This window comes from Streptomyces sp. NPDC001513, assembly GCF_042894695.1.
In the GTDB taxonomy this organism is placed as follows: domain Bacteria; phylum Actinomycetota; class Actinomycetes; order Streptomycetales; family Streptomycetaceae; genus Streptomyces.
In genome coordinates this window covers 111,081-134,873 of the sequence record NZ_JBIAVU010000014.1, presented here as the reverse complement: position 1 = coordinate 134,873, position 23,793 = coordinate 111,081, and the positions used below count along the sequence as shown (strand labels likewise).

The window sequence follows — 23,793 nt, the reverse complement described above, 5'->3', positions numbered from 1 at the left end:
TGACTGACGACGCAGGACAGCCGCACGGCAGCAGACGACAGAGGGAGAGAGCGATGAGCGCAGTGGACCAAGAGGCGCAGGGAGCCGAGCGCACACTCGGCCAACTGGTCGCCTCGGCCACCGCCGAGATGTCCGCCCTGGTTCACGACGAGATCGCCCTGGCGAAGGCGGAGATCCGCGAGGACGTCAAGCGCGTGGGCAGCGGCTCCGCCTCCCTCGCCGTCGCAGGTGTGCTCGCGGTCTTCTCGCTCCCGGTGCTGACCTTCGCCGCGGCGTACGGGATCCACAACCTCGGGCTCGGACTCGCCTGGTCCTTCCTCATCGTGGGCAGTGCGTTCCTGCTCATCGCGGGTGTGCTCGTGCTGATCGCGGTGCGGAAGTTCAAGAAGGTCAAGCCGCCGGAGAAGTCCATCGCCTCCGTCAAGCAGACCGCCGCGCTGGTCGGGACCGTCAAGCCGCACCCGCGGCCGGTGAGTGACAAGGCTGTGGGTGTGGCACGCTCGTCCTCATGACAGCGCCCACGCCGGACTCCAGCGTTCCCCCCACGGCTGCCACGGCGGTACGGCTCGACCTCCCCGGCGGGCAGGCGGTGACGCACCGGGACGTCGCCGCCAACGGCGCCCGCTTCCACGTCGCCGAACTCGGTGACGGGCCGCTCGTGCTGCTGCTCCACGGCTTCCCGCAGTTCTGGTGGACCTGGCGGCACCAGCTGACCGCGCTCGCCGACGCCGGGTACCGGGCGGTCGCGATGGACCTGCGCGGGGTGGGCGGCAGCGACCGCACCCCGCGCGGCTACGACCCGGCCAATCTGGCCCTCGACATCACCGGGGTCGTACGGTCCCTCGGCGAGCCGGACGCCGCCCTCGTCGGGCACGACCTGGGCGGGTACCTCGCCTGGACGGCGGCCGTGATGCGGCCCAAGCTGGTGCGCCGGCTCGTCGTCTCCTCCATGCCGCACCCGCGCCGCTGGCGCTCGGCGATGCTGTCGGACTTCGGTCAGACGCGGGCCAGTTCGCACATCTGGGGCTTCCAGCGGCCGTTCGTGCCGGAGCGTCAGCTCGTCGCCGACGGCGGGGCCCTCGTGGGGGACCTGATCCGGGACTGGTCGGGGCCGCGGCCGCCCGAGGAGGAGGACCTCGCCGTGTACCGGCGGGCCATGTGCATCCCGTCCACCGCGCACTGCTCGATCGAGCCGTACCGCTGGATGATGCGGTCCATGGCGCGGCCAGACGGGCTGCAGTTCAACCGGCGGATGAAGCGCCCGGTGCGCGTTCCGACGCTGCACCTGCACGGCTCGCTCGATCCGGTGATGCGGACGCGGAGCGCGGCGGGATCCGGGGAGTACGTCGAAGCCCCGTACCGCTGGCGGCTGTTCGACGGGCTCGGGCACTTCCCGCACGAGGAGGACCCGGTGGCCTTCTCGACGGAGCTGGTGAACTGGCTCAAGGATCCCGAACCGGACCGCTGAGCCGGGCGGCCCCCGACCCCCCTGTGAAAGTCGGGCAGTTCGCTCATACGCTCGTCTTACGAGCATTCAATTGCCTGGCGCATAGGCCAATTGGCCGCCCCTGACGGGGTTACCGACCTTGGGGCACGGGCACAGCTCGGAGTATGAGCTGGACGCACGACTACGGTGACACCGCGCACGAACGCCGCTCGGCAGCTACGCCGGGCACCCACGAGAGGGCCGGCCGGCACGGCCACGACCTCCACCTCGGGATTCCGCGCATCCTGCGCCGCCGGGCCCGCTGGGTCTCGGCGCGCCTGCGCCATCCACGGACGTAGGGCCCCGGCGGGCGCGGTTGTTCAGAGGGCGCAGCCCTGGCTGTGGACCCGCTGGGTGGCGACCTTGCCGGTCTGGATGTCGTCGCGGATCTCGTCCACCGTCAGCGCGTAGCCGGTGTTCGGGTCGTCGAGGGACTTCGCGAAGACGACCCCGTACACCTTGCCCTCGGGCGTCAGCAGCGGGCCGCCGGAGTTGCCCTGCCGGACGGTCGCGTACAGCGAGTAGACGTCCCGTCGGACAGTACCGCGGTGGTAGATGTCCGGTCCGTTGGCATTGATCCGGCCGCGGACGCGGGCGGCGCGGACGTCGTACGCGCCGTTCTCCGGGAAGCCGGCGACGATCGCGTCGACACCGCTCGTCGCGTCCTTGTCGGTGAACTCCAGCGCCGGCGCCTTCAGCTTGGGCACGTCCAGTACGGCGATGTCGCGCTCCCAGTCGTAGAGCACGACCTTGCCGTCGTAGAGCTTGCCCTCGCCGCCGACCTGCACGGTCGGCTCGCCGACGCCGCCGACGACGTGCGCGTTGGTCATCACCTTGCCGGGCGCGAAGACGAAGCCCGTGCCCTCCAGCACCTTGCTGCAGCTGGGCGCGGTGCCGACGACCTTCACGATCGAACGCTTGGCCTGCTCGGCGACCGGGCTGATCGCGAGCGCCGGGTCGGGCGCCCGGACCTCGGTGATCGGCTCGTTGGAGAACGGGGTGAAGACCTGCGGGAAGCCGTTGCGCGCGAGGGTGGAGCTGAAGTCCATGAACCAGCTGTTCGCCTGGTCGGGCAGCACCCGCGACACGCCGAGGAGCACCTTGGAGTTGCGGACCTCCTTGCCCAGGGTGGGTATCGCGGTCCCGGCGAGCAGCAGTCCGATCAGCCAGGCCACCAGCAGCATCGCGACCACGTTGACCAGGGCGCCGCCGGTCGCGTCGAGGGCGCGCGCCGGTGACCAGGTGATCTGGCGGCGGACGCGGTTGCCCAGGTGGGTGGTCAGGGCCTGGCCGATCGAGGCGCAGACGATGATCACGACGACGGCGATGACGACCACGGTGGTGGACACCTGGGTGCCGTTGTCCGTCACCCGGTCCCAGATCAGCGGGATGAGGGACACGGCGATGAGGCCACCGCCGAGGAATCCGATCACCGACAGGATGCCGACGACGAACCCCTGGCGGTAGCCGACGATCGCGAACCACACGGCGGCGAGCAACAACAGGATGTCCAGCACGTTCACGTGGGCCACCGTCTCATGCGCGCCAGTCGAGCGGGACCTGGCGCGTGCGGTCCCAGGGCCGCTCCCAGCCCGCGAAGTGCAGGATCCTGTCGATCACCCCGGCGGTGAATCCCCAGACCAGAGCCGATTCGACGGTGAATCCGGGCCCCTGGTGGCCGGCCGGGTGAACGGCCATGACCCGGTGCTCGGGATCCGTGAGATCGGCCACGGGAACCGTGAAGACCCGGGCCGTCTCGGCCGGGTCCACGGCGCCGAACGGGCTGGGGGTGCGCCACCAGCCGAGGACCGGGGTCACCACGAACTCGCTGACCGGGATGTAGAGCCGGGGCAGCACCCCGAAGAGCTGCACGCCGGAAGGATCAAGTCCGGTTTCCTCCTCGGCCTCGCGCAGCGCGGCGCGCAGCGGGCCGGTGGTCTGCGGATCGCCGTCCTCCGGATCCAGCGCGCCACCGGGGAAGGACGGCTGCCCCGCGTGCGAGCGCAGGGTGCCGGCGCGTTCCATGAGGAGCAGCTCGGGGCCCCGGAGGCCCTCCCCGAAGAGGACGAGCACGGCGGACTGCCGCCCGCGGCCGTCCTCGGGCGGCAGGAACCGGCTCAGCTGCCGCGGCTGCACGGTCCGGGCGGCCTCGACGACGGGGTCGAGCCAGGCGGGAAGGCCGTGCGTGCTCAGCGCGATGTCATCGCCCTCGCGGGCTCCCACCGCCGTCTCGTCCCGTGTACCGCTACCGCGCGTCATAGGCATCCCCGTCCGTGATCTCCCACATCGCCAAACGCGGTGCGGGTACCGATTGGTTCCTCAGGTGCGGCGCCGCCGCGGGTCCGCCCGGACCGCTCAGGACGGCGCCGGAGCACCGCCCAGCGGCAGCGCGGGGAGGCCCGGATAGTCCGGGGGCGGGGTCAGCCGCTGGCCCGGCTGGCCGCCCTTCTCGTACTTGAGCAGCTTCCGCGCCTTCTCCGGGTCCGTCTCGCCCTCCCCGTACGCCGGGCAGAGCGGGGCGATCGGGCAGGCCCCGCAAGCCGGCCGCTGCGAGTGGCAGATGCGGCGGCCGTGGAAGACGACGCGGTGCGAGAGCATCGTCCACTCGCTCTTGGGGAAGATCGCGCAGATCTCCGCCTCGACCTTCTCCGGGTCCTGCTGCTCGGTCCACTTCCAGCGGCGCACGAGCCGGCCGAAGTGGGTGTCGACGGTGATCCCGGGGACGCCGAACGCGTTGCCGAGGACCACGTTCGCCGTCTTGCGGCCCACTCCGGGCAGGGTCACCAGGTCGTCGAGCCGGCCCGGCACCTCCCCGCCGAAGTTGTCCCGCAGGGCCTGCGAGAGGCCGAGCAGGGACTTGGCCTTCATCCGGAAGAACCCGGTCGGCCGGATCAGCTCCTCCAGGTGCTCGGGAGCGGCCGCGGCCATGTCCTCGGGGGTCGGGTAGGCGGCGAAGAGGGCCGGGGTCGTCTGGTTCACCCTCAGGTCGGTCGTCTGCGCGGAGAGCACCGTCGCGACGAGCAGCTCGAAGGGATTCCGGAAGTCGAGTTCCGGATGGGCGTACGGATAGATCTCGGCCAGCTCACGGTTGATGCGCCGCGCCCTGCGCACCATGGCCAGGCGCGATTCCGGCTTGGCCGCCTTCGGTTTCTTGGCCGAAACTTTGCCCTGGAGGGTGGCTGCCCCCTTCACGGACGCCGCCTTGGAGGCTTGTTCGCCCACGGCTGAATTTTGGGGCGCCGTCACTCCTGCGGACCCCTTGGCCTGTGCTCTCACCGGCTTATTGGACACCCGGCCAGCCTAAGGCCGGCCGCTGACACCCGCCCGGACCTCAGGTAACACCACTCCGATTGACCTCTCGCCGCACAGCACGCCCATCCGTCCGGCATCCTTGTGATTGATCGCACTGTTTGAGCCGTCCGGCAAAATGGGGAGCACGGTCCCCGTGAGCTGGTCGACATAGGAGAGAGACTCGTGGACGACGTTCTGCGGCGCGCCCCGCTCTTCGCGGCGCTCGATGACGAGCAGGCCGCGGAGCTCCGCGCCTCCATGGGCGAGGTGACCCTCGCACGCGGTGACGCCCTGTTCCACGAGGGCGACCCCGGCGACCGGCTGTACGTGGTGACCGAGGGCAAGGTGAAGCTGCACCGCACCTCCCCCGACGGCCGCGAGAACATGCTGGCCGTCCTCGGCCCCGGCGAGCTGATCGGTGAGCTGTCGCTCTTCGACCCCGGCCCGCGCACCGCCACCGCCACCGCCCTGACCGAGGTCAAGCTGCTCGGCCTCGGCCACGGCGACCTCCAGCCCTGGCTCAACGCCCGGCCCGAGGTCGCGACCGCGCTGCTGCGCGCCGTCGCCCGACGCCTGCGCAAGACCAACGACCAGATGTCCGACCTGGTCTTCTCCGACGTTCCCGGCCGCGTGGCGCGGGCGCTCCTCGACCTGTCGCGCCGCTTCGGCGTGCAGTCGGAGGAGGGCATCCACGTGGTGCACGACCTCACGCAGGAGGAGCTCGCGCAGCTCGTCGGCGCCTCCCGCGAGACCGTGAACAAGGCCCTGGCCGACTTCGCGGGCCGCGGCTGGCTCCGCCTGGAGGCGCGCGCGGTGATCCTGCTCGACGTGGAGCGCCTGGCGAAGCGCTCGCGCTGACCGCCGCTCCCGGCTGTTTCGGAGGGGGTCCTGCCCGAGAGGGCGGGGCCCCTTTCGCATGTCCGGGACAAGCCCCCCGCGCCTCGGACACCGGCGGGGCCGCACGAGGCACAGTGGAAGCATGGAGCACAGAGGGCTGGACACGGACGGCTGCTTCGAGCGCGAGGGCTCCCTCGGGCAGGTCCCGGGCGCGTTCGCGGGCGTCGTCGCGGCCGCCCGGGGGCGGATCCGCGACGCGTACGGGCGACGGCTGCACAGCGCCTACCTGTACGGGTCCGTGCCGCGCGGGACGGCCCGCCCCGGACGCTCGGACCTCGACCTCCTGCTGGCCCTGCACCACGAGCCCGCCGACGAGGACCGCGACGCCGCCGAGGTGCTGGCGCGCGGGCTCGACGAGGACTTCCCCGAGGTCGACGGCGTCGGCATCCTGCTGCACGGCAAGGACACCCTGCTGAGCGAGGCGGAACGATTCGACCTGGGCTGGTTCCTCGCCTGCCGGTGCACGCCGCTGCTCGGCGCGGATCTGGCCGAGCACCTGCCGCGCTACCGTCCGGACAGCCTGCTCGCGCGCGAGACCAACGGCGACCTGGCCGACGTACTGCCCCGGTGGCGCCGGCAGATGCGGGAGGCGTCGGGCCCGGACGAGTACCGGAGGCTGTGCCGGCTCTTCTCACGACGCCTGGTGCGCACCGGCTTCACGCTGGTCATGCCGCGGTGGGGCGGCTGGACCAGCGACCTCACCGAGTCCGCGGAGGTCTTCGGCGAGTACTACCCGCAGCGCGCGGACCAGATGCGCGCCGCGGCCGCCGCGGCACTGGACCCGGTGGCCGACCCGGCCATGCTGCGCGCGTACGTCGAGGACCTCGGGCCCTGGCTCGCGGACGAGTACACGGCCCGGCACGGCACGAAGACCCCGCGGGTGGCGGGATAGGGGAAGCCGGAGAGGGCTAGGGCTTCCGGGCTTCGGCCAGGGCCTCTACGGCCAGCTTGGCCTCGGCCAGGCCCGCGCCGGTGATCCGGCGGTAGGCCTTGATCGCCGAGATCTGCCGGTCCTCCCCGAGCAGGGCGCGCACCTCGTCCAGGCCGGCCGGCTCCGGCTCCTCGATGCCGAAGTGGTCCAGCAGGAGGGCCATGCGGCGCTCCATCCGGTCCGCCTGCAGCTGGAGGCTCTTCACCCGCAGCGACACCGTCGACGTGATCCATCCGGCTGTGCCTATCAGCATGACGAGCAGGAACACGGTGTTCATTCGGGCCCTCCAGGGATCAGTCCGTGATCTTGAAGGTACTCGAGCTGCGCCCGGACGGACCATTCCGCCGCCGGCCACAGGGAGCGGTCCACCTCCGCGTAGACCTGGGCCACGACCGCCTCGGGGGTCGTGAAGCCGTTCTCGACGGCGGTCTCGACCTGGGCGAGCCGGTGCGCGCGGTGGGCCAGGTAGTACTCGACGGCCCCCTGCGCGTCCTCCAGGACCGGACCGTGCCCCGGAAGGACGGTGTGCACCCCGTCGTCCACGGTCAGCGAGCGCAGACGGCGCAGGGAGTCCAGGTAGTCGCCGAGCCGGCCGTCGGGGTGGGCGACGACGGTGGTGCCCCGGCCGAGGATGGTGTCGCCGGTCAGCACGGCCCGGTCGGCGGGCAGGTGGAAGCAGAGCGAGTCGCTGGTGTGGCCCGGGGTCGGGACCACCCGCAGCTCCAGCCCGCCGGTGCGGATCACGTCCCCGGCGGCCAGGCCCTCGTCGCCGAGCCGCAGGGCCCTGTCCAGGGCGCGGACCTTGGTCCGGGTGAGCTCGGCGAAGCGGCCCGCGCCCTCGGCGTGGTCGGGGTGGCCGTGGGTGAGCAGGGTGAGGGCGATCCGCTTGCCGGCCTGTTCGGCGGTGGCGATGACCGCCCGCAGGTGTACCTCGTCCAGCGGGCCGGGATCGATGACGACGGCGAGATCGGAGCCGGGCTCGGACACGAGCCAGGTGTTGGTGCCGTCCAGGGTCATCGCGGAGGGGTTGGGGGCCAGGACGTTCACCGCGCGGGCCGTCGCCGGCCCGGAGGTGACGACTCCGCGGGGGTGTCCGGGCAGTGCCACGGCGTCGCTCATGCGGTGCCTCCCGGACGGCCGAGGCGGACCCGCTTGGTGAACTCGTCGTGGCCCGGCCAGCTGAGCACCACCTCGCCGTCCTCCAGCACGGCCTCGGCCAGCACCGGGGTGAGGTCCTGGGCGGCGGCCGCGGTGAGCGCGTCGGCGGCGCTCCCGTACGGCTCCAGGGAGCGCAGGGTGGAGATCGTGGGCGGCATCATCAGCAGCTCGCCCTTGTCGTAGCCGGCGGCCGCGTCGGCCGGGCGGATCCAGACGGTCCGGTCGGCCTCGGTGGAGGCGTTGCGGGTGCGCTGGCCCTCGGGGAGGGCGGCGACGAAGAACCAGGTGTCGTAGCGGCGCGGCTCGAACTCGGGGGTGATCCAGCGGGCCCACGCCCCGAGCAGGTCGGAGCGCAGCCGCAGGCCGCGGCGGTCGAGGAAGTCCGCGAAGGACAGCTCGCGGGCGACCAGGGCCTGCCGGTCGGCCTCCCAGTCGTCGCCGGTGGTGTCCCCTACGACGGTGTCCGGGGTCTCCCCGGCGAGCAGGACGCCCGCCTCCTCGAAGGTCTCCCGTACGGCGCCGCAGACGATGGCCTGGGCGGTCAGGACGTCCGTTCCGAGCCGGTCCGCCCAGTCCTGCTGCGAGGGGCCCGCCCAGCCCACCTGGTGCTCCTCGTCGCGGGGATCGACCCCGCCGCCCGGATAGGCGTACGCGCCCCCGGCGAAGGCCATGGAGGCCCGTCTGCGCAGCATGTGCACGGCGGGACCGGCGGGGGTGTCGCGCAGGAGCATGACGGTGGCGGCGCGGCGTGGTGGCACCGGGGTGAGGGAGCCGTCCGCGAGCGCGCGGATGCGGTCGGGCCACTCCGGCGGGTACCACTGGCCTCCGGCGGGAGGCTGCTGCTGACCATGCTGACCATTCGGCATGGCCGGATGCTACGGCCATCCGGCCCGATGTTCGAGGGTCACCCGTCGCCGAGGCCGCGTCCCGGCCTGTGGCCGGCTTCACGGGGCTCCGCCCCGTACCCCGCTCCTCAATCGCCGGAGGGGCTGACCTTGCCCTGCGGCAGTCCAGCCCCTCCGAAGACGAGTCAGGCTCCTGCGACCAGTTCGACCTGGATCTCGATCTCGACCGGGGCGTCCAGCGGCAGGACCGCCACGCCGACCGCGCTGCGGGCGTGGACGCCCTTGTCGCCGAGGACGGCGCCCAGGAGCTCGCTCGCCCCGTTCAGCACGCCCGGCTGGCCCGTGAAGTCGGGGGCCGAGGCGACGAAGCCGACGACCTTCACGACACGCGCGATCTGGTCGAGGTCGCCGACGACCGACTTGACGGCGGCCAGGGCGTTCAGCGCGCACGTGGCGGCCAGCTCCTTGGCCTGCTCCGGCGAGACCTCGGCGCCGACCTTGCCGGTGACCGGCAGGTTGCCCTTCACCATCGGGAGCTGGCCCGCGGTGTAGACGTACACGCCCGAGCGCACGGCCGGCTGGTACGTGGCCAGCGGCGGAACGACCTCGGGCAGGGTCAGGCCGAGCTCGGCCAGCTTCGCGTCGACAACGCCGCTCATGCCTTCTCCCGCTTCAGGTAGGCCACGAGCTGCTCGGGGTTGTTCGGGCCGGGCACGACCTGGACGAGCTCCCAGCCGTCCTCGCCCCAGGTGTCCAGGATCTGCTTGGTGGCGTGAACCAGCAGCGGGACCGTCGCATATTCGAACTTCTTGGTCATGGGAGCGAGGGTAGTGCCTGCGGTGCCGCGCCTCCCCCAGGGCCGGGTCCGGGGGAGGCTCATGCGTGTTCCGGGAGGCGAGTGGTTAGGCTCGGACGCTGTGAGCAGGCTCCAGGTGGTCAGCGGCAAGGGCGGCACCGGCAAGACCACGGTCGCCGCGGCACTCGCGCTTGCCCTCGCACGCGAGGGCAAGCGGACTCTTCTGGTGGAGGTCGAGGGCAGGCAGGGGCTCGCGCAGCTCTTCGGTGCCGAGGCGCTCCCGTACGAGGAGCGGAAGATCGCCGTCGCGCCCGGCGGGGGCGGCGAGGTCTTCGCGCTCGCCATCGACGCCGAACGGGCGCTGCTGGACTACCTCCAGATGTTCTACAAGCTCGGCTCGGCCGGCCGTGCGCTCAAGAAGCTCGGCGCCATCGACTTCGCCACGACCATCGCCCCCGGACTGCGCGACGTCCTGCTGACCGGCAAGGCGTGCGAGGCGGTGCGGCGCAAGGACAAGGCGGGCCGGTACGTCTACGACCACGTGATCATGGACGCGCCGCCGACCGGGCGGATCACCCGGTTCCTGAACGTGAACGACGAGGTGGCGGGTCTGGCCCGGTTCGGGCCGATCCACAACCAGGCGCAGGCCGTCATGAAGGTGCTCAAGTCCCCCGAGACGGCCGTCCACCTGGTCACCCTCCTGGAGGAGATGCCCGTCCAGGAGACCGCCGACGGCATCGAGGAACTGCGGCAGGCCGGGCTGCCCGTCGGCCGCGTCGTCGTCAACATGGTGCGGCCGCACCACCTGGACGAGGACACCCTGCGCACCGCGGCCGGCGACCACCGCGCCGAGGTGGCCAGGGCGCTGTCCCGGGCGGGCCTCGGCGGCGCGCGCCGCGGCGGGCTGGCCGAGCGGCTGGTGGACCCGCTGCTCACGCAGGCCGCCGAGCACGCGGGCCGGGTGGAGCTGGAGCGCGCGCAGCGCACCGTACTGACGGACCTGGACCTGCCGACGTACGAACTCCCCCTGCTCGGCGCGGGGGTGGATCTGGCCGGGTTGTACGAGCTGGCCAAGGATCTGCGGAAGCAGACGGTGGCCGAATGAGCGAGGGGGTGGACACCGTGGGGCTGGACACTCCGCCGCGGCTGGCGGTCGACCGGCTGCTGGACGACCCGGAGACCCGGATCGTCGTGTGCTGCGGGGCGGGCGGGGTCGGCAAGACCACCACGGCCGCGGCACTGGGCGTACGGGCGGCCGGGCGCGGGCGGAAGGCGGTCGTGCTCACCATCGACCCCGCACGCCGGCTCGCGCAGTCGATGGGCATCGACTCGCTGGACAACACCCCGCGCAGGGTGGCGGGCGTGGGCGCCGACGGCGGCGAACTGCACGCGATGATGCTGGACATGAAGCGGACCTTCGACGAGATCGTCGAGGCGCACGCGGACGGCGAGCGGGCCCGGGCCATCCTCGCCAACCCCTTCTACCAGTCCCTGTCGGCCGGCTTCGCGGGCACGCAGGAGTACATGGCGATGGAGAAGCTGGGCCAGCTGCGGGCCAAGGACGACTGGGACCTGATCATCGTCGACACCCCGCCGAGCCGGTCCGCGCTGGACTTCCTGGACGCGCCGAAGCGCCTCGGGTCCTTCCTGGACGGGAAGTTCATCCGGGTGCTGATGGCTCCGGCGAAGGTGGGCGGCCGGGCGGGGATGAAGTTCCTCAATGTCGGCATGTCGATGATGACCGGGACCCTCAGCAAGCTGATGGGGGCCTCGCTGCTGAAGGACGTGCAGACCTTCGTGGCCGCGATGGACACGATGTTCGGCGGCTTCCGCACGCGCGCCGACGCGACCTTCCGGCTGCTCCAGGCGCCCGGTACGGCCTTCCTGGTGGTCGCTGCGCCCGAACCGGACGCCCTGCGCGAGGCGGCGTACTTCGTGGAGCGGCTGGCCGCGGAGAGCATGCCGCTGGCCGGGCTGGTACTGAACCGGGTGCACGGCAGCGGCGCCGACCAGCTGTCCGCCGAACGGGCGTTGGCCGCCGCAGAGAATCTTGAAGAAGGCGGCATTGTCGATCAGGAGTCCGGGAAAGCTGGACTTCGTGACACGGCCGCGGGACCGACCGAGGCGGCCGGGACCACAGGGACGACGACCACACGGACGACGACCACATCGACGGCAGACGCGACAGACACGGCACGCACCGCAGACACGGCACCGACCGCGAACCCTCCCGAGACAGGCTCCCCCGGCACCGAAGGCGATACCGCGGTCGTCGACCGGATCACGGCAGGACTGCTGCGCCTGCATGCCGAACGGATGCAGGTGATCGCGCGTGAACAGCGCACACGCGATCGCTTCACCTCATTGCACCCCGAGGTGGCGGTGGCCGAAGTGGCCGCCCTGCCCGGCGATGTGCACGACCTCGCCGGGCTTCGGGCCATCGGAGAACGACTCGCGGCCGGGGTTCCGGCCGGAGCGTAGGCGTTCGTACGTCGTGGCGTCCGCGGGGTCTACCCGACTGCCGCGTATGTCTCGTACGGAACGTCGATCTCCGCGTCTGCATCCATGGTGAGGATGCCCGTGCTGCGCTCGTACTCCGTACGGGCGGTTTCGAGCAGCCGTCGCCACGAGGTGACGGTGGGACGCCGGCGCAGCAGCGCACGTCGTTCCCGCTCGGTCATTCCGCCCCACACGCCGAACTCGACGCGATTGTCGAGCGCATCGGCCAGGCATTCGGTCCGCACCGGACATCCGGTGCACACCGCCTTGGCCCTGTTCTGTGCCGCTCCTTGAACGAACAGTTCATCCGGATCGGTAGTGCGGCAGGCTGCCTGCGCACTCCAGTCGGTAACCCAGCCCATCCCGGCGCCGTCCTCTCCCGAATCGAGGCTCCCCCACGGCGGTAGCGGCATATTCACCGCTGCCAGTTGAGGACGTTACGGAAGGCGGGCACAGTGCAACACCCCCGTCGGGCCCAATCTTGAATGGTCCGAACGGACTATGGGTAAGCGGCAGATCACCCGACGGAGTGATCCGACGACATGCCCGACCATTCCGGCAATTCGGGTGGAATCGGCGGATGAGCTTCAGCCGAGGGGCGAGATTCGGACATGCGTCCACCCCATTCGGGAAGGGTGAAAATCAAGCCGAGGGGTTGATGTCGCACCACACTGCTGTGACAGTTGGGGACAGCTTAGGCCAAGGCATTCGCGTGTGTCCGGCGAATGAGAACGTAGGCTGCCCTCTATGGGAAAGAAGCGCTCGGGCGGCGGGCTCACGGGGAGCCAGCAGGCCGCCAAGTTCCTCGGGGTGTCCGTTCTCTCCGGAGTTGTGCTGGCCGGCATGGCGATTCCGGCTGCAGGCGCCCTGGGGCTGGCGGCCAAGGGCACGGTCGAGGGATTCGATGAGATCCCGGCCAATCTCAAGACTCCGCCGCTCAGCCAGCGGACCACGATTCTGGACGCCGAGGGTGGCTTGATCGCCACCGTCTATTCACGCGACCGTCAAGTGGTCCCGCTCACGGCGATCTCCCCGTACATGCAGAAGGCGATCGTCGCCATCGAGGACTCCCGTTTCTACGAACACGGAGCCGTCGACCTCAAGGGCATCCTGCGCGCGGTCAACCGCAACGCGCAGGAGGGCGGCGCCGCACAGGGCGCGTCCACGCTCACCCAGCAGTACGTGAAGAACGTGTTCGTCGAAGAGGCCGGCGACGACGAGACCAAGGTGCGCGAGGCCCAGGAGAAGAGCCTCGGCCGCAAGATCCGCGAGCTGAAGTACGCGATCCAGGTCGAGGAGGAACTCGGGAAGAAGAAGATCCTCGAGAACTACCTCAACATCACGTACTTCGGCCAGCAGGCGTACGGAATCGAATCCGCGGCCCAGCGCTACTTCAGCAAGCCGGCCAAGGACCTGACCCTGGAGGAGTCCGCGATGCTCGCGGGCATCGTGCAGTCGCCGAGCCGGTACGACCCGGTGAACGACACCCAGGAGGCGACGAAGCGCCGCAACATCGTCCTCCAGCGGATGGCCGACACCAAGGACGTCTCGCAGGCGGAGGCGGACGCGGCGAAGGCGAAGCCGGTCACGCTGAAGGTGACCAAGCCGAAGAACGGCTGCATCACCGCGGTCAAGGGCGCGGGCTTCTTCTGCGACTACGTGCGCAACACCTTCCTGACCGACGCCGTCTTCGGCAAGACGCGCGAGGAGCGCGCGAAGGTCTGGAACCAGGGCGGTCTGACCGTGCGCACGACCCTGGACCCGCAGTCGCAGGACGCGGCCAACGAGTCGATCAAGGACCACGTCTACCAGGAGGACTCGATCGCCACGGCGGTGACCATGGTCCAGCCGGGCACCGGCCGGGTGCTGGCGATGGGTCAGTCCAAGCCGTACGGCTTCGGGAAGAACGAGACGCAGATCAACTACTCCGTGGACAAGCGGATGGGCGGCTCGAACTTCGGCTTCCAGGTCGGCTCGACCTTCAAGCCGTTCATCGCGGCGGCCGCGCTGGAGCGGGGCCTGCCGCCGACGAAGGTGTACCCGGCGCCGAACAAGATGGACTACCCGAGCGGGATCCCCCGCTGCGACGGGTCCCAGTACGTCAACGTCAACAAGGAGTCGGCGGAGAACGAGACCGAGGACGAGATCGGCCCCTACGCGCTGCGGACGGCGATGGAGAAGTCGATCAACACCTACTTCGTCGACATGATCTCCGAGATCGGGCTGTGCCCGGTGTCGGAGATGGCGGCGAAGCTCGGTGTGGTCCCGGCGAGCGGGGCGAAGCTGGCCGACGGCCCCGCCATCGCGCTCGGCTCGGAGGAGATGTCCCCGCTGACGATGGCCAACGCGTACGCGACCTTCGCCAACCGCGGCGTCTACTGCACCCCCGTCGCCATCGAGTCGATCACCGACGCGCACAACAAGGCCCTCTCGGTGCCGAAGAGCAAGTGCGACCGGGCGATGTCGGAGTCGACCGCCGACACCATCAACACCCTGCTGGGCGGAGTGGTCGACTCCGGCACCGGTGAGCGGGCCGGTCTGACCGACCGCGACAGCGCGGGCAAGACGGGTACGACGGACAACCGCTACAACGCCTGGTTCGTGGGCTACACCCCGAACATCTCCGGCGCGGTGTGGGTCGGCTCGGGTGGGGCGAAGAAGATCACGATGGAGAACATCGTGATCGGCGGCAAGCCCTACCTGAAGGTCTTCGGCGGCGGTCTGCCCGGCCCGATCTGGAAGGACGCGGTCACGGGCGCGCTGGACGGCCGCGAAGCCCTGCGCTTCGTCACCGTCAGCATCCCGGAATCGAATGTTCCGTCCGGCGGCCCCCGCGGCAACAAGCCGCCCACCACCACCCCGAGCAGGCCCGGCAAGCCGGGCGGCGACGGAAAGCCCGGCGGGCGGCCCGGCGGTCAGACCGCCGGAGCCACCGGGGGCGCCACGGGCGCGGCCACGGGCGGCGGCGATCCGCAGCAGCCCCCCTTCCCCGGGATCTCGATCGACCCGGGCGCCGTGATCGGCGGCCGCGACGACCAGTAGCGGTCGGCGCACCACGCAAGGGAGGGCCCCAGCCGGAACCGGCTGGGGCCCTCCCTTTTCTCTGTTCCCGGATCTACCGGCTCTACCGGATCTAGGAGAGCTGCTGCTTGACGACGGCGGCGACGCGCCCGCCCTCCGCCAGCCCGGCGACCTTCGGGTTCACGATCTTCATGACGGCACCCATGGCCCGCGGCCCCTCGGCACCCGCGGCCTTGGCCTCCTCGACGGCCTGCGCCACGATCGCGACGAGCTCGTCGTCGCTGAGCTGCTTGGGCAGGTACGTGTCGAGGAACTCGCCCTCCGCGGTCTCCCGCGCGGCCTGCTCGGCACGGCCGCCCTGGGCGAAGGCCTCCGCCGCCTCACGGCGCTTCTTCGCCTCCTTGGCGATCACCTTGAGGACTTCCTCGTCGGAGAGCACACGTGCCACCTTGCCCGCGACCTCCTCCTTGGTGATGGCGGAGAGGGTCAGGCGCAGCGTGGACGAGTGCAGCTCGTCACGCGCCTTGATGGCGGTCGTGAGGTCTTCCTGGAGCTTGGCCTTGAGCGTGGTCATGGAGGTGAGTCTGCCAGGTACGGGGGCAGTGGCGCTCACCGGTTTTCCGGGTCTGCGACGATGGGTCCATGCGTGCGCGTTACGGAGTACCCCTGAAAGCGGCTGCCGGAATCGCTGCGGTGGGGGCCGCGGGTGTGGCCTATGCCGCCGGTTTCGAGGCGAGGTCCTTCCGCCTGCGCCGGATCACGGTGCCGGTCCTTCCCCGGGGGATGCGCCCGCTGCGCGTACTCCAGGTGTCCGACATCCACATGGTGGGCGGACAGCGCAAGAAGCGCGCCTGGCTGCAGTCCCTCGCCGGCCTGCGCCCCGACTTCGTCGTCAACACGGGCGACAACCTCTCCGACACCGAGGGCATCCCCGAGGTGCTCGACGCGCTGGGCCCCCTGATGTCCTTCCCGGGCGTGTACGTCTTCGGGTCGAACGACTACTACGGGCCGCGGCTGCGCAACCCCGGGCGCTACCTGCTGGAGAAGGCCCAGGGCCGGCACGGGCTGAACGGCAACAAGCCGGTCGTCGGCGCCGTCCACAACCCGTGGGAGGAGCTGCGGGACGCCTTCGACGCGGCGGGCTGGCTGAACCTCACCAACACCCGGGGGCGGCTCAAGCTGGAAGGCCTGGAACTGGCCTTCACCGGGCTCGACGACCCGCACATCAAGCGGGACCGCTACGAGATGGTCGCCGGCGGCCCGGAGGAGGACGCGGACTTCTCGATGGCCGTGGTGCACGCCCCGTACCTGCGCGTCCTGGAGTCCTTCACCGCGGACCGGTACCCGCTGATCCTCGCGGGCCACACCCACGGCGGGCAGCTGTGCATCCCCTTCTACGGGGCGCTCGTCACCAACTGCGACCTCGACACCAAGCGGGTGAAGGGCCTGTCCACGCACGAGGCGGCGGGGCAGCAGGCGTACCTGCACGTCTCGGCGGGCTGCGGCACCAACCGCTTCACCCCGGTCCGCTTCGCGTGCCCGCCGGAGGCGACCCTCCTGACGCTGACCCCGCAGGCCTAGCGCCGCGGGACGGCTCCGCGAAAACCGGATTTCGTCTCCGGCGTGCGGTCCGCTAAAGTAATCGATGTCGCCAGGACAGCAAGCGCTGCAAGGCGGCGATCGGGGTGTAGCGCAGCTTGGCAGCGCGCTTCGTTCGGGACGAAGAGGTCGTGGGTTCAAATCCCGCCACCCCGACTTCGTAAGACAGGAAGGGCCTGATCCGCATTGCGGATCGGGTCCTTTTTGCGTTTCCGGCTGTGCGTGGCCGGGCGCAGGGGCGTCACTTCTCCGCCTCGGGGGTCGTCGCGGGTGAGTAGAGGAAGGAGAAGCGTTCCATCACGTTCTGGCGCTGCGTGTTGTGGAAGGCCGCGATGCGCCAGGCGCCGTCGGTGTCACGGACCAGGGTGTACGTCTGGACCTTGGACAGCTCGGCGAGGGCGGGCTTGGTGCCCGTGTAGTCGTCGCCGCGGCCGGTCAGGATCGCGGCGTCCTTCCCGAGGAAGCGCAGGTCGAGGTAGCTCGCGGCGAGCTTGCTGCCCTTGACGAAGTCCTTGAAGAGAGCGCGGTGGCCTTCGGTGATGTCGGCGCGGCCCTCGTAGTGGCTGCCGACGTAGGTGGTGTAGGTGCCGTCCTCGGTGAACTGGCGGCCGTACGCGTCCGCGTCGCCGCGGGCCCAGGCGTCGGTGAGGGCGTCGAGGGTGGCGCAGATGGCCTCGCCGTCGGCGCGGTCGGCGCCGGCCGGAATGACGTCGGCGCAGTTCTCGGAGCCGGTGCGCCGGATGCCGGAGGTGGTGTCGAGGTAGAGGTAGGCGCCGGCGGCGCCGAGTGCGAGCACGGCGGCGGTGGCGAGAGCGGCGCGCTTGACGGTCTTCCTGTTCACGGGAGGGCCTCTCGATCGGCGGAACGGGCGGATGACGGCAGCCGGCGCGTTGACTACACTGGCGCAACAACTGCACACGTGCATTATCTGCATGCATGCAGATAAATGGCAAGGGGAAGGGTTTCGCGATGACGGAGCAGGACGACCGCCGGGCGGTCTTCCGGGACTACATCGATGCCGTGGGGCTGCACGGCATGGCGGGCGCGGAGGCCGCGGGCCTCCAGGCGTCCGAGTGGTACGCGCTCAGCCGCATCACCCTGGCGGGCGGGCTCACCTCGGGCGAACTCGCGGCCGGGACGGGGCTCACCACCGGGGCGACGACGCGGCTGATCGACAGGCTGGAGCGGGCGGGGTACGTACGCCGTACCGCCGACCCGGCCGACCGGCGCAAGGTCGTGGTCGAGGCGGTGCCGGACGCGCTGGCAGGGGTGGAGGCGGCCGTGGGCCCGGCCCGCAAGCGGATCGGCGAAGTGCTCGCCGGCTACACCCCGGACCAACTGGACCTGCTCTTCGACTACTTCTCCCGCGCGGCCCCCGCGTTCCGTGAGGCCACGGAGGAGATCCGGGCGGCGACGCAGGAGCGCAAAGGCGGCCGGCAGCCGTAGGAGGGAGGACGGCGGAGCACGCGGGCGGGGCCGTCAGTACGGGCGGGGGGCCATCGGCTGGGGGGCGGCGGACGGGCTTTCGAAGACGCACGCGGGCTCCGGGCGGGCGGTCGCGCGCACCGACACGGGTGTGGGCGGCTCCGTCGGCAGCTCGACGTGGACGGTCACGGGGTGGTCGGCGTGGGTCGTGGCGTAGCCCGTCTCCTTGCCGTCGACGAGCACCTCGACGACGGCCGTGTGGCCGGTCTGGACCGTGGCACTGACCGAGTGCCCGGCGTGGTCGATGTGGAAGTGATGGCGCCGCCTCATGAGACCGCCTCCCGCGGTGACCCCCTCACGTCAAGCGTAGCCACGAGAGCCGGGCACGGCCCGGGAGAGTCAGGGGCTAAGGGGCCTCGGCCGCGGGGAGTGCCGAGAGTTCGGTGCGTACCAGGGCGAGGAAGGCCGGGGAGGGGAAGGCCTCCACGGCGTGTTGTGCGGCCAGGGCGTCGAGGTGGTCGAGGACCGCGCCGACGGTGGTGAAGGGGCCGATCGGGCGGAGCAGCCAGAGGCGTCCGCCGGGGCGGGGCGGGAGGCCGAGGCCGGCGAGGGCCGCGTCGGCTTCCTCGTCGAGGCCGCGCACGTCGGGCTCGGTGAGCGGGGCGCACTCCACGCCGGTGATGTGGCCGTGCCCGTCGAGCGAGGTGTCCACCGCCCAGTGGGTGGAGCGGTCGGGGATCCAGGTCCGGGCCGCCGGGGGCCAGACGTACGGGAGGAACACCCAGCGCAGGTCCTCGGGCGCGGGCTCCCAGCCGAGCACCTCCAGCTCCCGGATCTCGGGCAGCCGGTCCGGCTCCAGTTCGCTGCGGCCGGTGCGGCGCAGTGCGAGCGGGTGCGGTGTTCCGTCCTCGTCCCACGACATGCGGGCACGCTATCCGACGCGGTGGCGGATGTGGCGGATGTGGCGGATGTGCGTGACCTCGGCCCCGACCCCGACCCCGACACCGCCCCCGGCCTGGCCCCCGGCCTTCACGCCCCCAGTGGGTTGGCCGCGATGCGGGTCGCCGCGCCGCTCGCGACGTAGGCGGCGGCCGCGCAGTCCGGCTTGCGCTTCGCCTGGTCCTCGACGAGGGCGGTGAAGGCGGCGCCGAAGCCGGCCCGCGGGTGGGCGGCGAGCAGGGCGGTCGTGAAGGCCGGGTCGAACTCGGACAGGCGCAGGCCCGAGACGTCGGCGCTCGTGCCGACCTGCAGGAGGTGGCTCTCGACGTCCTCGGCGGCCGTCACGTCGTCCCGCATGTGCAGGACGATCACCTCTTCGGCGCGGGCCCGGCGGGCCGCCGGCCAGCCCAGGCCCGCCGTCAGGACGCGCGCGACATGGCCGCCGGCCTCCTCGAACGGGAGGGTGTGGCTGTCGAAGGGCGCGGTCAGGCCCAGGTCGTGGAGGAGGGCCGCCACGTAGAAGAGCTCCTCGTCGTACGCGAGGCCGTGCCGGTCCGCGTACTGCGCGCCGAAGGCGTAGGAGCGTACGGAGTGGTTCAGCAGCGCCGGATCCGCGTACTCCGAGGCGATCTGCAGGGCGGTACGGGCCGAGTTGGTGTCAAGAGTCCACGTCATGGGGCGTCAGCGTAGGCGGCGGCTGAAGTCCACCTCGGACGGGGCCTCCCCCGGCCAGTTCAGCCTGGCCGGGGCGGGCGGGGTCTCGGCGAGGACGGTGCCGCGCGAGACGACGTACCGGGGGCGGACCTGACGGCGGATCGCCTCCTCCGGCGACGGGACCGGGAGCAGGACGAAGGAGGCGGGGGCGCCCTCCGTGATGCCGTACTCCGTGTCCGAGAGGCCGAGGACGCGCGCCGCACGGTCCGTCACCATCGAGAAGGCCACCGGGATCTCGTCCGCGCCGGTGAGCTGGGCGGCGTACAGCCCGACGAGGGCGGTCTGGAGCGGGTTCGCGGTACCGAGGGCGTTCCAGGGGTCCATGACGTCGTCGTGGCCGAAGGCCACGTTGACCCCGGCCGCCAGCATCTCCTTGACCTGGGTGAGGCCACGGCGCCTGGGGTAGGCGTCGAAGCGGCCCTGGAGGTTGAGGTTGGCGAAGGGGTTGGCGACCAGGTTGATGCCCGAACGGGACAGCAGCCGCTGGAGTTTGAAGCTGTACGCGCCGTTGTAGGAGCCCATGGCCGTCGTGTGCGAGGCGGTGGCGCGTTCGCGCAGCCCCGAGCGCAGGGCCAGCGTGGCCAGCACCTCCACGAACCGGGACTGCTCGTCGTCGATCTCGTCGCAGTGCGCGTCCACCCGCAGCCCGTGCTCCTCGGCCAGCGCGAAGGCCGTCTTCAGGGAGGCCACCCCGTCCTCGCGGGTGTCCTCGAAGTGCGGGATCGCGCCGACGACGTCGGCCCCGCGGGCGATCGCCTCCCGCAGGAGCGCCTCGCCGTCCGGGAAGGAGACGATGCCCTCCTGCGGGAACGCCACGATCTGCAGGGTCATGACGTCCCGCACCCGGTCGCGCACTTCGAGCAGCGCGTCCATGGCGGTGAGGGCCGGGTCGGTGATGTCGCAGTGCGTCCGCACGTGCAGCACCCCCTGGGCCGCCTGCCAGCGCAGCACCTCGCTCGCCCGCGCGATCACGTCCTCGCGGGTCAGGGTCCGCTTGCGCTCGCTCCAGCAGGCGATGCCCTCCCACAGGGTGCCGGAGACGTTGGGCCGCGGCTCCCCGGCGGTCAGCGCCGTGTCGAGGTGGATGTGCGGCTCGACGAAGGGCGCGCTCAGCAGGGCGCCATGGGCCTCGACGAGGATGCCGGTGGCCGGCGGTTCCTTCTGGTCGTCGTGCGGGACCACGCGCGCGATCCGGCCGTCCTCCGCGACCTCGACGTCGGACAGGCCTGAGGTGTGCAGCAGCCGGGCGCCCCGGACGATCATCCGCATGGCGCCAGCCTACGGACCGGCGCGGAGCCGCGGCCTCAGCCGCGCTTGGCCTGGGCCTTCTGCTGCATCCCGCGCGTCTTCGCGGCGGACGACTGCACGTCCCTGGTCGCGGCCTTGGCCCGGGCCTCGGCGGCCGTGTTCTTCGCCAGCGCGCGCTCGGAGTCCTGGTGGATGTGGTGGCCGGTGTGCGCCTTCTTGGCCATGATCGTTCCTCCTTGGGCTACGGGTTCCACTCTGCGCCCGTTCGGAGCAGTCGGCATCCCGGGGGCCACTGCGGCCACAATGGGGCGCATGACCAGCGACAGCGAGATCACCCCCGAGACGCCCGACTGGGAGAAGCGGTTCCGGGCACCGCGCGTCGGACTGCCCGACTGGGCCGAGGACGCCCCGGACCGTTCCCTCTTCGTCTCCAACGCGACCGGAACCTTCGAGCTCTACGCCTGGGACCGCGCCACCGGCGCCCAGCGGCAGGCCACCGACCGCCCGAACGGCACCACCGACGGCGCCCTCTCCCCCGACGGCGCGTGGATCTGGTGGTTCTCCGACACCGACGGCGACGAGTTCGGCACCTGGGTGCGCCAGCCCTTCGGGGGCGGCCCGGACGAACCGGCCACCCCCGGCCTGGAGCCCTCGTACCCCGCCGGTCTGGCCATCGGCCGCGACGGCACCGCCGTCGTCGGACGCTCCACGGACGAGGACGGATCCACGGTCCACGTGGTCCGCCCGGACGGCTCCGCGCCCACCGTGATCTACCGGCACCGGGAGTCGGCGGGCGTCGGCGACCTGTCCCACGACGGGACGCTCGTGGCCGTCGAGCACACCGAGCACGGCGACGCGATGCACTCCTCCCTGCGCGTGCTGACCCTCGACGGGTCCACCGTCGCCGAGCTGGACGACTCCCGCGGCGGCACCGAGGAGCTCGGCCTGGAGGTCCTCGGCTTCGCGCCCGTTCCGGGCGACACCCGCCTCCTCGTCGGCCACCAGCGGCGCGGCCGCTGGGAGCCGATGGTGTGGGACGTGGCCACGGGCGCCGAGGAGGAGCTCGCGGTCGACCTGCCGGGCGACGTCAGCGCCGAGTGGTACCCGGACGGATCCGCGCTGCTGATCGCGCACAGCTTCGAGGCGCGCAGCGAGCTGTGGCGCTACGACCTGGCCGTGCGGGAGCTCGTACGGGTGGACACGCCGCCGGGTTCGGTGTCGGGGGCCGGGGCGCGGCCCGACGGGACCGTGGAGTACCTGTGGTCCTCGGCGGCCGAGCCCTCGACCGTACGGTCCACGGCGGGCGGGGTCGTCCTGGACCCGCCCGGTTTCAAGGCACCCGGGTCGGTGCCGGTGGAGGACGTGTGGGTGGAGGGTCCGGGCGGACGGATCCACGCGCTCGCGCAGCGGCCGGCCGGCCACGGCGAGGGCCCCTTCCCGACGATCTTCGAGATCCACGGCGGGCCCACCTGGCACGACAGCGACGCCTTCGCGGCGACCCCGGCGGCCTGGCTGGACCACGGCTTCGCCGTCGTGCGGGTCAACTACCGCGGCTCGACCGGCTACGGCCGCGCCTGGACGGACGCCCTCAAGCACCGGGTCGGCCTGATCGAGCTGGAGGACATCGCGGCGGTCCGGGAGTGGGCGGTGGCTTCCGGCCTCGCGGACCCGGCGCGCCTCGTGCTGTCGGGCGGTTCCTGGGGCGGGTACCTGACGCTGCTGGGCCTGGGCACGCAGCCCGACGCCTGGGCGGTGGGCCTGGCCGCCGTACCGGTCGCGGACTACGTGACGGCCTACCACGACGAGATGGAGGCGCTGAAGGCCCTGGACCGCACCCTCTTCGGCGGTACGCCGGAGGAGGTCCCGGACCGTTTCGAGGTCTCCTCGCCGCTCACCTACGTCGACGCGGTGAAGGCACCCGTCCACATCGCGGCGGGCGTCAACGACCCGCGCTGCCCGATCCGGCAGATCGACAACTACGTGGACCGGCTGGTGGCGCGCGGCGCGGAGCACGAGGTGTACCGGTACGACGCCGGGCACGGCTCGCTGGTCGTGGAGGAGCGGATCAAGCAGGTCCGGATGGAGCTGGAGTTCGCGCTGAAGCACCTGCCCCGCTAGTCCCGCTCCGGTGCACCCCCCGTACGGTGGTGGGGTGCACCGGTTTCTCCTGACCCCGCGCTGGTGGGGGATCAACGTCTTCGTCGCGCTCGCCGTCCCCTTCTGTCTGTTCATGGGGTCCTGGCAGCTCGGCCGGTTCGAGGACCGTGTCGACAGCCACCGGGAGGCGACGGCCGAGCAGCCCGCCGACCAGGCGGCCGCCCCCCTGGACTCGCTGCTTCCGGTGGACACGAAGACCTCCGGACGGATGGCTTCCACGGCCGGGGAGTACGCCGATCAGATGCTGGTGCCCGAGCGGCGGCTCGACGGCGCGTCCGGCTTCTACGTGCTGACCCTGCTGAAGACCGACTCCGGCAAGACCGTCCCGGTGGTCCGGGGCTGGCTGCCTGGGGTGGCGGACCCGGCGAAGGCCCCGGCCCCGCCGAGCGGCCGGGTCGAGGTCACGGGCGCCCTGCAGGCCCCGGAGAACTCCGGTACGAAGGGGGTCCACTCCCAGGGCGGCCTGCCGGCCGGGCAGCTCGGCGTGATCGGGGCGGCCTCGCTGGTCAACATCGTCCCGTACGACCTGTACGACGCCTGGCTGACCGTGCAGACCCCGGCGGACGGGATGGTTCCGGTGCCCGCGCAGGCGCCGGCCAACACCGGGCTCGACCTGAAGGCCTTCCAGAACCTCGGCTACACCGGCGAGTGGTTCGTCTTCGTCGCCTTCGTGCTCTTCATGTGGTTCCGGCTCTACCGCCGCGAGGTGGAGACCCTGCGCGACGCCGAGGCGGGACTGCTCGAACCCGCCGCGTAGGGCGGGCTCGCCGACCCCTGCTCGACGCTC

28 protein-coding genes and 1 tRNA gene are annotated in these 23,793 nt (G+C 71.7%); 13 read left to right on the top strand and 16 right to left on the bottom strand.

The features are described 5' to 3' along the window. Positions 1–53: 53 nt before the first annotated feature. The 3 genes from ACFYZ4_RS29350 (at position 54) to ACFYZ4_RS29340 (ending at position 1,785) form a co-directional block, all read left to right on the top strand. On the top strand, positions 54–512 hold the full coding sequence (locus ACFYZ4_RS29350; protein WP_351286376.1) for a phage holin family protein: 459 nt from the start codon (positions 54–56) through the stop codon (positions 510–512). Continuing rightward, a complete protein-coding gene (locus tag ACFYZ4_RS29345) occupies positions 509–1,468 on the top strand; it encodes an alpha/beta hydrolase (protein WP_351286374.1) in 960 nt (319 codons plus the stop codon). Before ACFYZ4_RS29350 ends, ACFYZ4_RS29345 begins: the two co-directional genes overlap by 4 nt. Before the next feature lie 143 nt (positions 1,469–1,611). After that, positions 1,612–1,785, top strand: a complete 174-nt coding sequence (locus tag ACFYZ4_RS29340) for a hypothetical protein (protein ID WP_351286372.1) — start codon at positions 1,612–1,614, stop codon at positions 1,783–1,785. Between the two features lie 21 nt (positions 1,786–1,806). Here the strand turns inward: ACFYZ4_RS29340 and ACFYZ4_RS29335 are convergent, their stop codons facing one another. The 3 genes from ACFYZ4_RS29335 to nth all read right to left on the bottom strand — a co-directional run bounded on the left by ACFYZ4_RS29335 (position 1,807) and on the right by nth (position 4,708). After that, positions 1,807–3,009, bottom strand: a complete 1,203-nt coding sequence (locus tag ACFYZ4_RS29335; protein ID WP_351286370.1) for a MarP family serine protease — start codon at positions 3,007–3,009, stop codon at positions 1,807–1,809. Positions 3,010–3,022: 13 nt separating this feature from the next. Then, complete coding sequence (locus tag ACFYZ4_RS29330) at positions 3,023–3,751, bottom strand: NUDIX hydrolase (RefSeq protein ID WP_390785260.1); 729 nt, start codon at positions 3,749–3,751, stop codon at positions 3,023–3,025. Between the two features lie 90 nt (positions 3,752–3,841). Continuing rightward, a complete protein-coding gene (gene nth, locus ACFYZ4_RS29325) occupies positions 3,842–4,708 on the bottom strand; it encodes an endonuclease III (RefSeq protein ID WP_390785259.1) in 867 nt (288 codons plus the stop codon). 252 nt (positions 4,709–4,960) lie between these two features. On the opposite strand from nth, the gene ACFYZ4_RS29320 reads away from it, so the two are divergent. Both ACFYZ4_RS29320 and ACFYZ4_RS29315 read left to right on the top strand, forming a co-directional pair. After that, positions 4,961–5,635, top strand: a complete 675-nt coding sequence (locus ACFYZ4_RS29320; protein WP_003981529.1) for a Crp/Fnr family transcriptional regulator — start codon at positions 4,961–4,963, stop codon at positions 5,633–5,635. Positions 5,636–5,756: 121 nt separating this feature from the next. Next, positions 5,757–6,566 carry a nucleotidyltransferase domain-containing protein gene (locus ACFYZ4_RS29315; RefSeq protein WP_390785258.1) on the top strand — a complete coding sequence of 270 codons (810 nt, stop codon included), beginning with the start codon at positions 5,757–5,759 and terminating at the stop codon, positions 6,564–6,566. Between the two features lie 16 nt (positions 6,567–6,582). On the opposite strand, the gene ACFYZ4_RS29310 is transcribed toward ACFYZ4_RS29315, so the two are convergent. The 5 genes from ACFYZ4_RS29310 to ACFYZ4_RS29290 form a co-directional block, all read right to left on the bottom strand. Next, a complete protein-coding gene (locus tag ACFYZ4_RS29310) occupies positions 6,583–6,882 on the bottom strand; it encodes a hypothetical protein (RefSeq protein ID WP_351286363.1) in 300 nt (99 codons plus the stop codon). Further along, positions 6,879–7,724, bottom strand: coding sequence for an MBL fold metallo-hydrolase (locus ACFYZ4_RS29305; protein ID WP_390785257.1), 846 nt, complete (start codon positions 7,722–7,724; stop codon positions 6,879–6,881). The genes ACFYZ4_RS29310 and ACFYZ4_RS29305 overlap by 4 nt, the downstream gene beginning before the upstream one ends. Continuing rightward, the gene (locus ACFYZ4_RS29300; RefSeq protein ID WP_351584907.1) at positions 7,721–8,629 is read right to left on the bottom strand and encodes an NUDIX hydrolase; all 909 of its coding nucleotides are present in this window, start codon (positions 8,627–8,629) and stop codon (positions 7,721–7,723) included. The genes ACFYZ4_RS29305 and ACFYZ4_RS29300 overlap by 4 nt, the downstream gene beginning before the upstream one ends. Before the next feature lie 164 nt (positions 8,630–8,793). After that, positions 8,794–9,267, bottom strand: coding sequence for a RidA family protein (locus tag ACFYZ4_RS29295; RefSeq protein ID WP_390785256.1), 474 nt, complete (start codon positions 9,265–9,267; stop codon positions 8,794–8,796). Beyond that, entirely contained in the window at positions 9,264–9,425 is a 162-nt protein-coding gene (locus tag ACFYZ4_RS29290) for a DUF4177 domain-containing protein (protein ID WP_007264966.1), read from the bottom strand. Before ACFYZ4_RS29290 ends, ACFYZ4_RS29295 begins: the two co-directional genes overlap by 4 nt. A 100-nt stretch (positions 9,426–9,525) precedes the next feature. Here ACFYZ4_RS29290 and ACFYZ4_RS29285 point away from each other — a divergent pair, with 100 nt between their 5' ends. After that, a complete protein-coding gene (locus ACFYZ4_RS29285; RefSeq protein ID WP_351286357.1) occupies positions 9,526–10,509 on the top strand; it encodes an ArsA-related P-loop ATPase in 984 nt (327 codons plus the stop codon). After that, entirely contained in the window at positions 10,506–11,885 is a 1,380-nt protein-coding gene (locus ACFYZ4_RS29280; protein WP_384340791.1) for an ArsA family ATPase, read from the top strand. The genes ACFYZ4_RS29285 and ACFYZ4_RS29280 overlap by 4 nt, the downstream gene beginning before the upstream one ends. A 29-nt stretch (positions 11,886–11,914) precedes the next feature. Here the strand turns inward: ACFYZ4_RS29280 and ACFYZ4_RS29275 are convergent, their stop codons facing one another. Further along, the gene (locus tag ACFYZ4_RS29275) at positions 11,915–12,265 is read right to left on the bottom strand and encodes a WhiB family transcriptional regulator (protein ID WP_030709359.1); all 351 of its coding nucleotides are present in this window, start codon (positions 12,263–12,265) and stop codon (positions 11,915–11,917) included. Positions 12,266–12,650: 385 nt separating this feature from the next. Here ACFYZ4_RS29275 and ACFYZ4_RS29270 point away from each other — a divergent pair, with 385 nt between their 5' ends. Then, positions 12,651–14,945, top strand: a complete 2,295-nt coding sequence (locus ACFYZ4_RS29270) for a transglycosylase domain-containing protein (protein WP_351286353.1) — start codon at positions 12,651–12,653, stop codon at positions 14,943–14,945. 91 nt (positions 14,946–15,036) lie between these two features. Here ACFYZ4_RS29270 and ACFYZ4_RS29265 read toward each other — a convergent pair whose 3' ends face one another. Next, the gene (locus ACFYZ4_RS29265) at positions 15,037–15,498 is read right to left on the bottom strand and encodes a GatB/YqeY domain-containing protein (protein WP_351286351.1); all 462 of its coding nucleotides are present in this window, start codon (positions 15,496–15,498) and stop codon (positions 15,037–15,039) included. Between the two features lie 68 nt (positions 15,499–15,566). Between ACFYZ4_RS29265 and ACFYZ4_RS29260 the strand changes: the two genes are divergently transcribed. Then, positions 15,567–16,505: a metallophosphoesterase gene (locus tag ACFYZ4_RS29260; RefSeq protein WP_351584915.1), complete on the top strand. Its 939-nt coding sequence runs from the start codon at positions 15,567–15,569 to the stop codon at positions 16,503–16,505. 100 nt (positions 16,506–16,605) lie between these two features. Then, positions 16,606–16,679: transfer RNA gene (locus tag ACFYZ4_RS29255), tRNA-Pro, on the top strand. An 85-nt stretch (positions 16,680–16,764) separates the two neighbouring features. Here ACFYZ4_RS29255 and ACFYZ4_RS29250 read toward each other — a convergent pair. Beyond that, complete coding sequence (locus ACFYZ4_RS29250) at positions 16,765–17,364, bottom strand: SgcJ/EcaC family oxidoreductase (RefSeq protein WP_351584938.1); 600 nt, start codon at positions 17,362–17,364, stop codon at positions 16,765–16,767. A gap of 128 nt (positions 17,365–17,492) precedes the next feature. On the opposite strand from ACFYZ4_RS29250, the gene ACFYZ4_RS29245 reads away from it, so the two are divergent. Then, the gene (locus ACFYZ4_RS29245) at positions 17,493–17,969 is read left to right on the top strand and encodes a MarR family transcriptional regulator (RefSeq protein WP_351584940.1); all 477 of its coding nucleotides are present in this window, start codon (positions 17,493–17,495) and stop codon (positions 17,967–17,969) included. Positions 17,970–18,002: 33 nt separating this feature from the next. Here the strand turns inward: ACFYZ4_RS29245 and ACFYZ4_RS29240 are convergent, their stop codons facing one another. From ACFYZ4_RS29240 to ACFYZ4_RS29220, 5 genes are all read right to left on the bottom strand, one after another. Beyond that, on the bottom strand, positions 18,003–18,278 hold the full coding sequence (locus ACFYZ4_RS29240; RefSeq protein ID WP_390785255.1) for a hypothetical protein: 276 nt from the start codon (positions 18,276–18,278) through the stop codon (positions 18,003–18,005). 76 nt (positions 18,279–18,354) lie between these two features. Further along, positions 18,355–18,870 (bottom strand): DUF5956 family protein, encoded by a 516-nt coding sequence (locus tag ACFYZ4_RS29235; RefSeq protein ID WP_390785254.1) that lies wholly within the window; start codon positions 18,868–18,870, stop codon positions 18,355–18,357. Between the two features lie 107 nt (positions 18,871–18,977). Next, positions 18,978–19,562, bottom strand: coding sequence for an HD domain-containing protein (locus ACFYZ4_RS29230; RefSeq protein WP_390785253.1), 585 nt, complete (start codon positions 19,560–19,562; stop codon positions 18,978–18,980). Positions 19,563–19,568: 6 nt separating this feature from the next. Further along, the gene (codA, locus tag ACFYZ4_RS29225) at positions 19,569–20,870 is read right to left on the bottom strand and encodes a cytosine deaminase (RefSeq protein WP_390785252.1); all 1,302 of its coding nucleotides are present in this window, start codon (positions 20,868–20,870) and stop codon (positions 19,569–19,571) included. Between the two features lie 35 nt (positions 20,871–20,905). After that, complete coding sequence (locus ACFYZ4_RS29220) at positions 20,906–21,073, bottom strand: hypothetical protein (protein WP_158754341.1); 168 nt, start codon at positions 21,071–21,073, stop codon at positions 20,906–20,908. 88 nt (positions 21,074–21,161) lie between these two features. Here ACFYZ4_RS29220 and ACFYZ4_RS29215 point away from each other — a divergent pair, with 88 nt between their 5' ends. Together ACFYZ4_RS29215 and ACFYZ4_RS29210 are read left to right on the top strand one after the other, a co-directional pair. Beyond that, positions 21,162–22,967, top strand: coding sequence for a prolyl oligopeptidase family serine peptidase (locus tag ACFYZ4_RS29215; RefSeq protein WP_390785251.1), 1,806 nt, complete (start codon positions 21,162–21,164; stop codon positions 22,965–22,967). A 34-nt stretch (positions 22,968–23,001) separates the two neighbouring features. Continuing rightward, positions 23,002–23,763 carry an SURF1 family protein gene (locus tag ACFYZ4_RS29210; protein WP_390785250.1) on the top strand — a complete coding sequence of 254 codons (762 nt, stop codon included), beginning with the start codon at positions 23,002–23,004 and terminating at the stop codon, positions 23,761–23,763. Positions 23,764–23,793: the final 30 nt, after the last annotated feature.